Consider the following 13,381-nt stretch of genomic DNA (forward strand, 5'->3'; position numbering starts at 1 on the left):
CGTCCTCCCGTTATCGTTGGTCTCAGTTGGCCCGGAACTCCGCGCGGATCCGGGTGCTGTGCTCGCCTATGGCCGGCACGGGGCCGAGGGGGCGGACTTCGCCGTCGATCAGGACCGGCGGCGCCACGATCCGCGCCGTCCCGGCCGGCGTCTCGACCTCGGCGCGGACCAGCGCCGGATGAGTGGCGAGGTCGGCCAGCGTGTTCACGAAGCCATAGGCCGTGCCCGCCGCCTTCAGCCGCGCGGCGGCCGCGTCACGGTTGAGTTTCCCGAGCACCTGCCCGATCAGCCCATCGACGGACTCGCGGTTGGCGACGCGGGCATTGTTCGAATTGAAGCCATCGGCGCGGGCGAGCGAGGGCTGTTCGAGAACGCCCGCGCAGAAGGCGGCCCATTCCCGCTCGTTCTGGATGGAGATCAGCACGAGGCTGTCGTCGGCGGTGGCGAAGGCGCCGTAGGGGCTGATTGAGGGATGGGCGAGGCCGAGCCGCTGCGGCGTCCGCCCCGTGCCCTCGAAATACAGGAGCGGGACGTTCATCCAGTCCGCCGCGCCGCTGAACAGGCTGACCTCCAGCGCGGCGCCCTCCCCCGTGATGCCCCTGGCGATCAGGGCTTCGAGCACGGCGGCGTGAGCGTCCATCCCGCAGGCGACGTCGCAGACCGAGACGCCGACCCGCCCCGGCCCGGCGGGATGCCCGGTGATACCCGCGAGCCCGCTTTCGGCCTGCACCAGCAGGTCGTAGGCCTTCATGTCCGAATACGAATGGCCGGTGCCGTAGCCGGTGATGTCCACGGTGATGAGGCGCGGGTGGCGGCGGCGTAGTTCCGCCGAGCCGAAGCCCGCCCTTGCGGCGGCGCCCGGCGCGAGGTTCTGCACGAAGACGTCCGTCTCGCCGAGGATCCGGTGCAGCAGGGCCGCGTCGTCCGGGTCCTTGATGTCGGCCACGAGGCTTTCCTTGCCCCGGTTGAGCCACACGAAGTAGCTCGCCAGCCCGTTCACCGCCGCGTCGTAGCCCCGGGCGAAATCACCCTCCGGCCGCTCGATCTTGATGACGCGGGCGCCGGCATCCGCCAGCCGCGAGGTGCAGTAGGGCGCGGCGACCGCCTGCTCCAGGGCGAGCACGGTCAGCCCCTTCAACGGCAGCGAAGTCCCTCGGCCCTGCCTCTCAGGCGGCATCGCACCCCTCCCCCGATCCGCCCCTCACATGGCGCGGGATCGCCGGCCTGTCCAACCCACCCGGAGCGCCGGATCGATACGCCGGGAGGGAGTTGGATTCATTCACAGAGTGCGGACGCTAGATTGCACAAAACCTCGGGTTTAGTTTATGCGCCCACATTATGGTGATCCGCAGCAAAAGTAACATTGGGTCCTTGAAACGACCCTGTTTGTGATGACATTGCTGACGAACGAATCAAGATAACGGGGATCGACAACATGTCCGATGACGCCACGCAACCCGCAGGCGGTGATGTAATGCATCAGCTCGCGCTCTACGCGAGCGATGTCATCTCCGCGTACGTGGCGAACAACCCGCTTCCGGCGTCCGAGCTTCCGGCGCTCATCAGCAGCGTGCACGCGGCCCTGAAGCGTCTGGCCGAGACCGACATGGCCGAGAGCGGCGCGAAGGAATCCGACAAGGCCCATCGTCCGTCCAACTCGGAGATCCGCAAGTCCATCGGCCGCGACGGTCTGGTGAGCTTCATCGACGGCAAGGTCTACAAGACCCTGAAGCGGCACCTGTCGAGCCACGGGCTGGACCCGGAGACCTACCGCGAGCGCTTCGGCCTGCCGTCCGATTACCCGATGGTGGCGCCGAGCTACGCGGCCCGCCGTTCCGCCCTGGCGAAGGAGATCGGCCTCGGTCGTCCCGGTGCGCTGGCCGCCCGGCAGGCGAATCGCGACGCCGCCTAACGAAATCCGTTCGTTGCGAAACAACGGGCGGCTTTCGTCCCTCCTGGCTGGGCAATGCCTCATATTCGGGCTGGAGCGCGCTGGCGTGGAACAGTACCGAATGGCCCAAACTCACCTGGGAGGTACGACATGGACGCTGTCGTCTTTACGATGACGCGCGCGTCGACTTCGAACGACGCAGATCTTCGGCAGAAGAAAGCTGACGCGGACGCGCTTCACTCGGCGCTCCGCGCCAACCTCCGGGCGTGCGACGAGCGCACCGCGCGGTTGCGCGCCATGCTGCTGGCCGTCGGGGATGAAGCCCGCTCCTGATCCGTCAATACTGTTATCGGCAGGTGTGCGGCAGCTCATCGAGTTGGGCCGCCAGATCGCGGGCGGCGGCATAGGCCAGGAGTTCCGCGCAGGCGATCATCGCCGGATCGCCCTCTTTCCGCGCGGCATCGAGCATCGTGAGCGCCAGTTGCGCCGCCGCGATGTCGGGAGGGTCGTCGGACCTCTCATCCTGCCCCTTCTGGCTCGTCATATGCGGTCGATCATCGGCACGGCGTTGAACGTCAGGCCCTCCGCTGAACGATGAATGCGTGCTGCCGTTCCACCCGCCTCGGCACGGAAAAACGGCATGGTGCATCTCCGTGAGGTTGCCTTCGCGCCGCGCAATCCTGCGGGGATCGCGCTCAGCCGGCCTTGACGCACTGTCGAGCATGATCCTTGCTCCGCCGGCTTTGACCGAGGACAAGACGAGGCAATCGTGCTGCTCACCCCCCGCGAGAAGGACAAGCTGCTGATCGCGATGGCGGCGCAGGTGGCGCGCAACCGCCTCGCCCGGGGCGTGAAGCTCAACCATCCCGAGGCGGTGGCGCTCATCACGGATTTCGTGGTCGAGGGTGCCCGCGACGGGCGCACCGTCGCTGAGCTGATGGCGGCGGGCGGCACCGTACTGACAGCCGATCAGGTGATGCAGGGCGTGCCGGAGATGATCCACGACATCCAGGTCGAGGCGACCTTCCCGGACGGCACCAAGCTCGTGACCGTGCATCACCCGATCCGGGGCGCCCCCTCCGACGACGTGCCCGGCACGGTGACGACCCTGCCCGGCGAGATCGTCTTCAACGAAGAGGCCGAGCGCACGGTGATCGAGGTCGCCAATGTCGGCGACCGGCCGATCCAGGTCGGCTCGCACTACCATTTCTTCGAGGCCAATCCGGGCCTCGTGTTCGACCGGCCTTCGGCGCGGGGCAAGCGCCTCGACATCGCGCCGGGCACGGCGGTGCGGTTCGAGCCGGGCTCGACCCGGCAGGTGGCGCTGGTGCCGCTGTCGGGCGACCGCATCGTCCACGGGTTCCGCGGCGACGTGATGGGCAAGCTGTGATGGGTGCGGGCGCACTACGGAGGCCGACGCCGTGAGCAACACCCCGAAGCCCGCGAGCCTGCCGCGCGCGGCCTATGCCGACATGTTCGGGCCGACGACCGGAGACAGGATCCGGCTCGCCGACACCTCCCTGGAGATCACGGTCGAGCGCGATTTCACCACCTACGGTGAGGAGGTGAAGTTCGGCGGCGGCAAGGTGATCCGCGACGGCATGGGCCAGTCGCAGGCGCCGAACGCGGCCGGCGCGGTCGATACAGTCATCACCAACGCCGTGGTGCTCGACCATTGGGGCATCGTGAAATGCGATGTCGGCATCGTGCGCGGGCGGATCTTCAAGCTCGGCAAGGCCGGCAACCCGGACGTGCAGCCGGGCGTCGACATTGTCGTCGGGCCGGGCACGGAGGTGATCGCGGGCGAGGGCAAGATCCTCACGGCCGGCGGCTTCGACAGCCACATCCACTTCATCTGCCCGCAGCAGATCGAGGAGGCCCTGTGCTCGGGCATCACCACGATGCTCGGCGGCGGCACGGGGCCCGCGCACGGCACCTTCGCCACCACCTGCACGCCGGGTCCTTGGCACATCGCGCGGATGATCGAGGCGGCGGACGCCTTTCCGATGAACCTCGCCTTCGCCGGCAAGGGCAACGCCTCGCGGCCGGAGAGCCTGATCGAGATGGTGCGCGGCGGCGCCTGCGCCCTGAAGCTGCACGAGGATTGGGGCACCACCCCCGCCGCCATCGACACCTGCCTGAGCGTCGCCGACGAACACGACGTGCAGGTGATGATCCATACCGACACGCTGAACGAATCGGGTTTCGTGGAGGACACGATCGCCGCCTTCAAGGGCCGGACGATCCACGCGTTCCACACCGAGGGCGCGGGCGGCGGCCACGCGCCGGATATCATCAAGGTGGCGGGGCTGCCGAACGTGCTGCCCTCGTCCACGAACCCGACGCGGCCCTACACCCGCAACACCATCGACGAGCATCTCGACATGCTGATGGTGTGCCACCACCTCGACCCGTCGATCCCCGAGGATCTGGCTTTCGCCGAGAGCCGGATCCGCAAGGAGACCATCGCCGCCGAGGACATCCTGCACGACATCGGCGCGCTCTCGATGATGTCGTCGGATAGCCAAGCCATGGGCCGGGTCGGCGAGGTCATCATCCGCACGTGGCAGACGGCCGACAAGATGAAGCGCCAGCGCGGTGCCCTGCCGGGGGATTCCTCCGGCACGGACAATTTCCGCGCCCGGCGCTACGTGGCGAAGTACACGATCAACCCGGCCATCGCGCATGGCGTGTCCCGGCATATCGGCTCGGTGGAGCCCGGCAAGCTCGCCGATCTGGTCCTGTGGACGCCGGCCTTCTTCGGCGTGAAGCCCGATCTGGTTCTGAAGGGCGGCACCATCGCCGCCGCGCCGATGGGCGACCCCAACGCCTCGATCCCGACGCCACAGCCGGTCCACTACCGGCCGATGTTCGGCGCCTACGGGCGCGCGCCGTTCTCGACGGCCCTCACCTTCGTCTCCAAGGCCGCCCTGGAGGATGGCCTGCGCGAAAGGCTCGGCGTGCAGAAGCAGATGGTGGCGGTCGAGAACGTGCGCGGCGGCATCTCCAAGAAGAGCATGATCCTCAACGACGCGACCCCGGTGATCGAAGTTGATCCCGAGACCTACGACGTCCGCGCGGACGGTGAATTACTGGTCTGCGAGCCCGCCGAAATCCTGCCCATGGCCCAACGGTACTTCCTGTTTTGATCCGCGCCACACGCCTCCTCCGTGCCGCCGCCGTCACGGGCGGCGAGATCGTCGACCGCGTCGTGCTGGATCATGGCGAGCGCCACCGCCGCCGCACCGCCATGCGGGGTGTCGGCGGCACGCGCTTCCTGCTCGATCTGGCCGACGCGACGGTGCTGGATGACGGCGACGCCCTCGTTCTGGAGAACGGGCGACTCGTGGAGGTCGAGGCGGCGCCGGAGCGCCTTCTCGAAATCCGCGCGGAGAACGAGCACGCCCTACGGCGGCTGATCTGGCACATCGGCAACCGGCACATCCCGGCCGAGATCGGGCCGGAGGCGATCTGGATCGCCTACGATCACGTGCTCGCGGAGATGGTCCAGGGCCTCGGCGGCACGGCCGAGGAGGTGGAGCGCCCGTTCCGCCCCGAGGGCGGCGCCTATTCCGGCCATGGCCATTCGCATTCCCATGGCTGAGGACGCCGCGGAGGCGCTTCGGCTGTTCGCGTGGCTCTCCCCCGGCTACCCCGTGGGGGCCTACGCCTATTCGCACGGGCTCGAAGCGGCGGTTGAGGCCGGCGATGTCACCGGAGAGGACAGCCTCACCACGTGGCTCGGCGATGTCTGCGAGCGCGGATCACTCCGCAACGACCTGATCCTCGTGCACCATGCTCACGCCGCCGCCCTGGCTGGGCGGAAGGACGACCTCGCCGCCGTCAACGATCTCGCCCTGGCCCTCGCCCCCTCGCGGGAACTGCATCTCGAGACCAGCCAGCAGGGGCGCAGCTTCCTCGATGCGACGCTCGGTGCTTGGCCCTGCCCGGCGCTCACGGACGTGTCGGCGGCGCTCGCAGATTCGGTGGCCTATCCGGTGGCCGTCGGCGCGGCCTCCGGCGCGCATGGCATGAGGCTGTCACCCGTCCTCGGTGCCTACGCCCTCGCCTTCGTGCAGAACCTCGTCTCGGCGGCCCTGCGCTCGGCGCCCGTGGGGCAGGCGGCGGGCACCCGCGTGGTGGCGGCGCTCTCCGCTCGTCTCGTGTCGCTGGCGCAAGCCGCCGAGGGCGAGAGCCTGGACGAGATCGGCTCCGCCTGCCTGCGGCTCGACCTCGGCTCGTTCCGGCACGAGACGCAGTATTCCCGCATCTTCCGATCATGAGGCTTCAGCGATGAGCACATCCGCCAACGGACCCCTGCGGGTCGGCATCGGCGGCCCGGTGGGCTCCGGCAAGACGGCGCTGATGGAACAGCTCTGCAAGCGGTTCCGCGACCGCTACGAGATCTGCGCGATCACCAACGACATCTACACGAAGGAGGATGCCCGCATCCTCACCGTGGCCGGCGCCCTGCCGGAGGAGCGCATCCTCGGCGTCGAGACCGGCGGGTGCCCGCATACGGCGATCCGCGAGGACGCCTCGATCAACCTCGCCGCCGTGGCGCAGATGCGGGCGAAGTTCCCGAAGCTCGATCTGGTGCTGATCGAATCCGGCGGCGACAACCTCGCCGCGACGTTCTCGCCGGAACTCGCCGACATCACCCTCTACGTGATCGACGTGGCGGGCGGCGAGAAGATCCCGCGCAAGGGCGGGCCGGGCATCACCCGATCGGACCTGCTGATCGTCAACAAGACCGACCTCGCACCCCTCGTCGGGGCGGATCTCTCGGTGATGGAATCGGACACGAAGCGGATGCGCGGGGCGCGGCCCTACGTCTTCGCGTCCCTGCGGGCGGGCGACGGGGCGGATACCGTCGCCCGCTTCATCGAGGAGGCCGGCGGCCTCGGGCGCTAATGCTCGGCGGAGGCCGAGCGCGTCCGCGCCGTGGGTGCCGTACCCATCAGGGCGTCGAGGCGGTTCATCCGCGCGGAGAAACCGTCCATCGCGGCCTGCCGGGCCTTGGCCGCGGGCGCCGCCACGGCCTTGCCGTGGTGGACCGGGCGGGCCTGCGCGGCGAGAGTCGTCGCGGACAGCGCGACGCCGAGTGTGAGTATGCGAAAGAGATTCGTCATGGGACGTGTCTCGGAAGTCAGGAGACCCGAGAGTAATCCCGGCTTGGCCGTTCGAACGTGCGCTTCCGCACGCAAGTAACGGCAACAGTTTCACCGGCAACGATGAACCGTCCGGCGCCACGTACCGTTCCTCCCTCGCCCGGCCGCCCTGGCGGCCCCTGACGAGGACGCGGTCGATGCGGCATCTCCGGTGGCTGGCGGTTCTGCCGTTTCTCGGCATGCTGGTCGGCCCGTATTTCCTGAACCGGGTCGAGCCCTTCATCCTGGGCCTGCCGTTCCTGCTGGCGTGGCTGGTCTTCTGCGTGCTCGCCACCAGCGCGATCATGGCGCTCATCTACATCACCGATCCACAGAACCGCGCGCCGGAGGAAGGCCGTTGAGCGCCGCCCTCCTCATCGTCGCGGCGGCCTTCGCCGTTGCCCTGGGCCTCGGTCTGCGCGCCCGCGCCGGGCGGGACATGGGGCTCGAACAATGGACCGTGGGCGGGCGGGGCTTCGGCACCGCCTTCGTCTTCCTGCTGATGGCGGGCGAGATCTACACGACCTTCACCTTCCTCGGCGGCTCCGGCATCGCCTACGGCAAGGGCGCGCCGGCCTATTACATCCTCTGCTACATTACGCTCGGGTACGTGACCTCGTATTGGCTGCTGCCGCCGGTCTGGCGCTTCGCCAAGGAGCGCAGGCTGTTCACCCAGCCCGATTTCTTCGCCGCGAAATACGAGAGCCCCGCCCTCGGAATGCTCGTCGCCCTGGTCGGGCTCGTGGCGCTCGTTCCCTACATGGTGCTGCAGTTCAAGGGGCTCGGCATCATCGTCTCGACCGCCTCCTACGGGGCCATCTCGCCCACCGTAGCGGTCTGGATCGGCGCCATCGCCGTCACGGCCTATGTCGTGGTGTCGGGGGTGCACGGCTCGGCCTGGAACGCCGTGCTCAAGGATATCAGCATCCTCTGCGTGGTGGTGTTCCTCGGCATCTACCTGCCGCTGCATTACTACGGCGGCTACGAGGCCATGTTCCAGGCGATCGAGGCGCAGAAGCCCGGCTTCCTGGCCCTGCCCGCTTTGGGCCAGAGCCCGACATGGTTCGCCTCGACCACCCTGCTGACGGCGCTCGGCGCGTTCATGTGGCCGCACACGTTCGGCTCGCTCTACACGGCGAAGGAGCCGCGCTCCTTCCGGCGCAACGCGGCGATCCTGCCGCTCTACCAGCTCATCAACCTGTTCGTGTTCGTGGTCGGCTTCGCCGCCGTGCTGCAGGTGCCGGGGCTGACGGGGCCGGATGTCGACCTCGCCCTGTTCAAGCTGTCGCTCCAGAGCTTCCCGCCGTGGTTCGTCGGCATCATCGGCGCCACGGGCGTGCTGACGGCCCTCGTGCCCGGCTCGATGATCCTGATCGCCGGGGCGACGCTCCTGGCCAACAACATCGTGCGGCCCCTGCGGCCCGGCATGGACGATGCGGCGACCGCGAGCCTCGCGAAGGCCTTCGTGCCGGTGATGGCTTTGGTCTGCGTCGGCTTCACGCTGTCGGGCGGCGATACGATCGTCCAGTTGCTGCTGATGGGCTACAACTTCGTCACGCAGCTCTTCCCGTGCTTCCTGGCGAGCCTGATGCGCCGCAACCCCCTCGACAAGCGCGCGGCGGCGGCGGGGATCGTGGCGGGCGTGGCGATGGTCGCGGCCACTACGATCGGCGGGTTCAGCCTCGCGCATTACCCGCAGCTCGGGCCGCTGCGCGACGTGAACATCGGCGTGCTGGCGCTGGTGCTGAACCTCGTCGTCACGGCCCTCGTCGCGAAACTCGTCCAGCCCTCCGAGCGGGTCAGCCGCCTCGCTTCGCGGTAAGGATCGAGGCGGCCAGCACCGCGACGCTGACGAGGCCGACGAGCAGCGTCGAGGCGGCGTTGATCTCGGGGTTCACCCCGAGCCGCACTTGGCTGTAGAGGCGCATCGGCAGGGTGGTCGCGCCGGGGCCCGAGACGAAGCTCGCGATGACGAGATCGTCCAGCGACAGGGTGAAGGCGAGGAGCGCCCCCGCCACGATGGCCGGCGCCAGGAGCGGCAGGGTGACGGTTCCGAGCACCCGCAGCGGCCCGGCGCCGAGATCGGCCGCCGCCTCCTCCAGCGAGCGGTCGAGCCCCCGCAGCCGGGCCGAGACCACCACCGCCACGAAGCCCGTGCAAAAGGTGGCGTGCGCGATGACGATGGTGGCGACGCCCCGGTCGAGCCCGATGCCGATGAAGGTGAGGAGCAGCGACAGGCCGATCATCACCTCCGGCATCACCATCGGCCCGTAGACGAGGCCCGTGAACAGCGAGCGCCCCCGGAAGCGCCCGTGCCGCTCCATCGCCAGGGCGGCGAGCGTCCCGAGGATGGTCGCGATAAGGCTCGCGAGCACGGCCACGCGCAGGGAGACCCAGGCGGCGGCGATCAGCGGCGCGTCGGAGAACAAGGCCACGTACCAGCGGGTGGAGAACCCGCCCCAGACCGTGACCAGCGCGGAGGCGTTGAAGGAATAGGCGACCAGCACGAGGATCGGCGCGTAGAGAAAGCCGAGCCCGAGCCAGAGGGCGGCGCGCGTCACCCCGCTCATGCGCCCTCCCCGCCCGCCCGCAGGCTGTCGCGGAACAGCATCATCGGGCCGATGACGATGACGAGGAGCACGACCGCCACCGCCGCCGCGAGCGGCCAATCGCGGTTCGAGAAGAACTCGCTCCACAGCACCCGGCCGAGCATCAGCGTCTCGGAGCCGCCGAGGAGGTCCGGGATCACGAACTCGCCGACCATCGGGATGAAGCACAGCCCGGCGCCGGCCGCGATGCCGGGCAGGCTAAGGGGCAGCGTCACGGTCCAGAACACCCGCGTCGGGCTTGCGCCAAGGTCGGCGGCGGCCTCGCGCAGGCTCGGATCGAGGCGGTTCATCACCGCGTAGAGCGGTAGCACCATGAACGGCAGGTAGGCGTAGACGAGGCCGATCATCACCGCCGCGTCGGTGTTCAGGATCTCCAGCGGCTGCGCGATCACCCCGAGCTTGAGGAGCGCGAGGTTCAGCAGGCCCTCCTGCTTCAGGATCGCGATCCAGGCGTAGATGCGGATCAGGAAGCTCGTCCAGAACGGCACCACCACGAGGGCCACGAGCAAGGGCTGCCAGCGTTCAGGCGCGCGGGCCAGGGCGTAGGCGATGGGCGTGCCGATCAGGGCGAGCAGCAGCGTCGCCGCTCCGGCATAGGAGAGCGAGCCGATGACGGCCGCCTGATAGAGGTCGTCGCGGGCGAGCGTCAGGTAGTTCGTGAAGTTCAGCGCTTCGAGGAAGCTCGACCAGCCGTCGAGGCCGCCCTGCCAATCGAGGATCGGCAGGTAGGGCGGGATGGCGGTCGCCGGCTCGGACAGGCTGATCTTCAGCGTGACGAGGAAGGGCAGCAGGAAGAACGCACCGAGCCACAGGAACGGCGGGGCCCGCAACAGGCGGGCGACGATCCTGTCGGGCTTCAGAGCCGCCATCGCGTCGCCTCAGGCCGGGAGGATGACGGCATCCGCCGGAGCGAAGCCGACCTGCGTCGTGGCCCCTCGTTCCGGGCCAGTCCCGGGCGGGCCGCTCGCGCGCAGGAGCGTTCCATCGGGCAGGCGCAGGACACGGCGGATGCGGTCGCCGAGGAAGGTCTCGTCCTCGACGGCGGCACTGAGGCTCCCTTCGCCGAGAATCAGGCTCTCCGGCCGCACCGCGATCACCACCTCCGCGCCTTCGGCGGATACGGCATCGCCGGCCTGGGCCGTCAGCGTGCCATGGGCGGTGACGATCTCGCGCGTGTCGCCCGGACCCGCCGGGCCGAGCCGGCCGGGAATGAGGTTCACGTCACCGAGAAGCCCCGCCACGTAGCGGCTCGCCGGGCGGCGGTAGAGGTCGGCGGGCTTGGCGACCTGTACGAGGCGCCCCCGCTCCATCACCCCAATACGGTCGGCCAGCATCATCGCCTCCTCGGGATCGTGTGTGACCACCACGAAGCTCGTGCCGAGCCGCCGTTGCAGGCCGCGCAACTCCCCTTGCGTCTCCTCACGCAATCCACGGTCCAGGGCGCCCAAGGGCTCGTCCAGCAGGAGAAGCCCCGGCTCGCGGGCGAGGGCGCGGGCGAGGGCGACCCGCTGGCGCTGACCACCCGAGAGCGTGTCCGGCCGGCGCTCGCCGAACCCTTCCAGGCGCACGAGGCGCAGCAAGGCCGCGACACGGTCCTTCGCGTCCGGCCGTCCCTTCAGCCCGTAGGCGATGTTGCCCGCGACGCTCATGTGCGGAAACAGGGCGTAGGACTGAAACATCATGTTTACCGGCCGCCGATGCGGCGGCAGGGCGGTGATGTCGGCGCCGCCGACCTCGATGACGCCCCCGCTCGGGCTCTCGAACCCCGCGATCATCCGCAGGAGCGTACTCTTCCCGCAGCCCGAGGGGCCGAGCAGGCAGAAGAACTCCCCCGGCGCCAATTCCAGATCGACGCCATCGACGGCGACATGCGTGCCGAACCGTTTGACGAGGCCCCGGATCCTCAGGGATGGCGCCGCCAAGGGGTCAGGAATCCTCGCGCAGGGCCTCGGCGACCCGCGCCTCCAGCAGATCCGGCCGGCGCAGGACCAGCGCGCCGCGCGTCCGGTCCACGAGGCCCTCGGCCGCCATGGCGGTGAATTCCCGCGTCACCTGCTCCCGGCGGCAGCCGATGCGCGCCGCGAGGACGTGGTGATAGGGCGGCGGCGTCACCACGCGCTCGCCGCCGGCGCCGGCGCGGGGCACCGAGAGGCGCAGCAACTCCGCGTAGAGCCGGTGCCGCAGGTCGAGGAGCGCGTGCTCCATCAGGCGGGTGTTCAGTTCGCGCACGCGCTTGGCGAGAAGGCGCATCAGCCGGTCGGCGATAGACTCCGAGGCGAAGACGATCTGCCGGAACACGCTGGCGGGCACGACGCAAACCTCGCCGCGCGTCAGCGCCGTCACGTTGGCCGAGCGGCCGATTCCGTCGATGGCAGCCAGTTCGCCGAAGAAAGCGCCCCCGCGCATCTCGCCGAGGATGACTTCCTTGCCCGATTGGGTGCGGTTGAGAATCCGCACCTCGCCCGAGGCGATGAAATAGACGTCGGTGGAAATGTCGTCGAAGTCGACGAGCGTTTCGTTCTCATCGAACCGCCGCCAATGACAGCGATTCTCGAAGGTCGCGAGCTCGATGCCCGCATCCTTGAAGAACGGAATGGTCCCCAGGCGCGCCATTACCGATGTACCTCGCCGTCCCCAGCCCCTTCGGCTTCCGGCCGGCGTCCCCGGAAAAGAAACCGCCCGATCCCTCGCGATGCGAGATCCGCCGAGCCCTTCGGAATGGTGGCCGGGGCGTTGAGCAGGGTCAACCCATGACGAGAGTGTGATTCCTCCTTTGACGTGGATCACGGCATATGGATCCACTTGCCTATCCTTCTTTTCCCCGATGCGGAACGTCTCGAACCTCTCCACTCCAGCGCCCTTCGCGGCGACGGGACGGCGCCAAGCGACCCTGGGCGCTGCCTTCGAGCGGTCGGGACGCGGCTTGCATACCGGCTGCAGCGCGCGGGTGAGGGTGTCCCCCGCGCCCGCCGGGCATGGGATCGTGTTCCGTCGGTGGTTTCGGGATGGGCGCTCCATCGACATTCCCGCCCTGTGGCATTGCCAGGAGACCGCGCCCGCCTGCACGGCGCTGCGCGGCGAGGGCGTCCTCGTGCGCACCGTCGAGCACCTGCTCGCCGCCCTCTACGCGTTGCGCATCGATAACGCGCTGATCGACACCGACGCGGAGGAGATGCCGATCTTCGACGGCAGCGCCCTCCCCTGGTGCGAGGGCATCGCGGGGGCGGCGCGCATCGAGCAGCGAGAGCCGACGCGGGTCCTGCGCGTCCTGCGCCCGATCAGCATCGTGGACGGGCATCGCCGGCTGTCCATCGGCCCCGGACGCGGCCTGACGGTCTGCGCGCATATCGAACTCTGCCATTTCGGCACGTTCGATTGGCAGGGGGCGATCACCCCCGAGAGTTTCCAGCGGGAGATCGCCCCCGCGCGGAGCTTCGGCCGCTTCATGCGGGTGATGGCGGGGCGCGCCTACGGTTTCCTGATGCGCAAGCCGCTGCTCCAGGGCTGCGGGCCGCGCTCGGCGGCGCTCCTGTTCCGCGACCGGGTGATCGGGGGCCTGCGCATGGAGGACGAACTCGTCCGCCACCGGGTGCTCGACATCGTGGGCGACCTCGCCCTCATCGGGTATCCGGTGGAAGGGCTCGTCATCGCCTCCCACACCTGCCACGACCTCAATCACGCCCTCGTCGCCGCCCTGATGCGCGACCGGACGGCGTGGGAACTGGTCTGAG

Annotated in this window: 17 protein-coding genes; 10 read left to right on the forward strand and 7 right to left on the reverse strand. The window is 69.1% G+C overall.

What is annotated here, in order from left to right; genetic code table 11:
• Positions 1–22: 22 nt before the first annotated feature.
• Positions 23–1,177 carry a CaiB/BaiF CoA transferase family protein gene (locus ACXJ1Y_RS10805; RefSeq protein ID WP_463846288.1) on the reverse strand — a complete coding sequence of 385 codons (1,155 nt, stop codon included), beginning with the start codon at positions 1,175–1,177 and terminating at the stop codon, positions 23–25.
• 258 nt (positions 1,178–1,435) lie between these two features.
• Between ACXJ1Y_RS10805 and ACXJ1Y_RS10810 the strand changes: the two genes are divergently transcribed.
• Both ACXJ1Y_RS10810 and ACXJ1Y_RS10815 read left to right on the forward strand, forming a co-directional pair.
• Positions 1,436–1,912 (forward strand): Ros/MucR family transcriptional regulator, encoded by a 477-nt coding sequence (locus ACXJ1Y_RS10810; RefSeq protein ID WP_463846289.1) that lies wholly within the window; start codon positions 1,436–1,438, stop codon positions 1,910–1,912.
• Positions 1,913–2,041: 129 nt separating this feature from the next.
• Positions 2,042–2,224 carry a hypothetical protein gene (locus tag ACXJ1Y_RS10815; protein ID WP_463846290.1) on the forward strand — a complete coding sequence of 61 codons (183 nt, stop codon included), beginning with the start codon at positions 2,042–2,044 and terminating at the stop codon, positions 2,222–2,224.
• 13 nt (positions 2,225–2,237) lie between these two features.
• Here the strand turns inward: ACXJ1Y_RS10815 and ACXJ1Y_RS10820 are convergent, their stop codons facing one another.
• Entirely contained in the window at positions 2,238–2,435 is a 198-nt protein-coding gene (locus tag ACXJ1Y_RS10820) for a hypothetical protein (protein ID WP_463846291.1), read from the reverse strand.
• 225 nt (positions 2,436–2,660) lie between these two features.
• Here ACXJ1Y_RS10820 and ACXJ1Y_RS10825 point away from each other — a divergent pair, with 225 nt between their 5' ends.
• From ACXJ1Y_RS10825 to ureG, 5 genes are read left to right on the forward strand one after another with little or no spacing between them, the layout of a single operon-like run.
• Complete coding sequence (locus ACXJ1Y_RS10825) at positions 2,661–3,281, forward strand: urease subunit gamma (RefSeq protein WP_463846292.1); 621 nt, start codon at positions 2,661–2,663, stop codon at positions 3,279–3,281.
• A 31-nt stretch (positions 3,282–3,312) separates the two neighbouring features.
• Positions 3,313–5,040, forward strand: coding sequence for an urease subunit alpha (ureC, locus tag ACXJ1Y_RS10830; RefSeq protein WP_463846293.1), 1,728 nt, complete (start codon positions 3,313–3,315; stop codon positions 5,038–5,040).
• The gene (locus ACXJ1Y_RS10835) at positions 5,037–5,495 is read left to right on the forward strand and encodes an urease accessory protein UreE (RefSeq protein WP_463846294.1); all 459 of its coding nucleotides are present in this window, start codon (positions 5,037–5,039) and stop codon (positions 5,493–5,495) included. The genes ureC and ACXJ1Y_RS10835 overlap by 4 nt, the downstream gene beginning before the upstream one ends.
• A complete protein-coding gene (locus tag ACXJ1Y_RS10840) occupies positions 5,488–6,174 on the forward strand; it encodes an urease accessory protein UreF (RefSeq protein ID WP_463846295.1) in 687 nt (228 codons plus the stop codon). Before ACXJ1Y_RS10835 ends, ACXJ1Y_RS10840 begins: the two co-directional genes overlap by 8 nt.
• 10 nt (positions 6,175–6,184) lie before the next feature.
• The gene (ureG, locus tag ACXJ1Y_RS10845; RefSeq protein WP_342165691.1) at positions 6,185–6,805 is read left to right on the forward strand and encodes an urease accessory protein UreG; all 621 of its coding nucleotides are present in this window, start codon (positions 6,185–6,187) and stop codon (positions 6,803–6,805) included.
• Here ureG and ACXJ1Y_RS10850 read toward each other — a convergent pair.
• Positions 6,802–7,023 (reverse strand): hypothetical protein, encoded by a 222-nt coding sequence (locus tag ACXJ1Y_RS10850; RefSeq protein ID WP_463846296.1) that lies wholly within the window; start codon positions 7,021–7,023, stop codon positions 6,802–6,804. The two genes, ureG and ACXJ1Y_RS10850, sit on opposite strands and share 4 nt — an antisense overlap.
• A gap of 176 nt (positions 7,024–7,199) precedes the next feature.
• Between ACXJ1Y_RS10850 and ACXJ1Y_RS10855 the strand changes: the two genes are divergently transcribed.
• Together ACXJ1Y_RS10855 and ACXJ1Y_RS10860 are read left to right on the forward strand one after the other, a co-directional pair.
• A complete protein-coding gene (locus ACXJ1Y_RS10855) occupies positions 7,200–7,403 on the forward strand; it encodes a DUF3311 domain-containing protein (RefSeq protein WP_463846297.1) in 204 nt (67 codons plus the stop codon).
• Positions 7,400–8,863, forward strand: a complete 1,464-nt coding sequence (locus tag ACXJ1Y_RS10860) for a sodium:solute symporter family protein (RefSeq protein WP_463846298.1) — start codon at positions 7,400–7,402, stop codon at positions 8,861–8,863. The genes ACXJ1Y_RS10855 and ACXJ1Y_RS10860 overlap by 4 nt, the downstream gene beginning before the upstream one ends.
• On the opposite strand, the gene ACXJ1Y_RS10865 is transcribed toward ACXJ1Y_RS10860, so the two are convergent.
• Genes ACXJ1Y_RS10865 through ACXJ1Y_RS10880 form a run of 4 tightly spaced genes read right to left on the reverse strand, consistent with a single transcriptional unit; the run spans position 8,841 to position 12,263 of the window.
• Positions 8,841–9,611: an ABC transporter permease gene (locus tag ACXJ1Y_RS10865; RefSeq protein WP_463846299.1), complete on the reverse strand. Its 771-nt coding sequence runs from the start codon at positions 9,609–9,611 to the stop codon at positions 8,841–8,843. The two genes, ACXJ1Y_RS10860 and ACXJ1Y_RS10865, sit on opposite strands and share 23 nt — an antisense overlap.
• Positions 9,608–10,519, reverse strand: coding sequence for an ABC transporter permease (locus tag ACXJ1Y_RS10870; RefSeq protein WP_463846300.1), 912 nt, complete (start codon positions 10,517–10,519; stop codon positions 9,608–9,610). The genes ACXJ1Y_RS10865 and ACXJ1Y_RS10870 overlap by 4 nt, the downstream gene beginning before the upstream one ends.
• A 9-nt stretch (positions 10,520–10,528) precedes the next feature.
• Positions 10,529–11,572, reverse strand: coding sequence for an ABC transporter ATP-binding protein (locus tag ACXJ1Y_RS10875; RefSeq protein ID WP_463846301.1), 1,044 nt, complete (start codon positions 11,570–11,572; stop codon positions 10,529–10,531).
• Positions 11,573–11,576: 4 nt separating this feature from the next.
• Positions 11,577–12,263: a Crp/Fnr family transcriptional regulator gene (locus ACXJ1Y_RS10880; RefSeq protein WP_463846302.1), complete on the reverse strand. Its 687-nt coding sequence runs from the start codon at positions 12,261–12,263 to the stop codon at positions 11,577–11,579.
• A gap of 211 nt (positions 12,264–12,474) precedes the next feature.
• Here ACXJ1Y_RS10880 and ACXJ1Y_RS10885 point away from each other — a divergent pair, with 211 nt between their 5' ends.
• On the forward strand, positions 12,475–13,380 hold the full coding sequence (locus ACXJ1Y_RS10885) for a UDP-3-O-acyl-N-acetylglucosamine deacetylase (RefSeq protein WP_463846303.1): 906 nt from the start codon (positions 12,475–12,477) through the stop codon (positions 13,378–13,380).
• The last annotated feature ends 1 nt before the right edge of the window (position 13,381 follow it).

This window comes from Methylobacterium sp. TK26 (assembly GCF_055361565.1).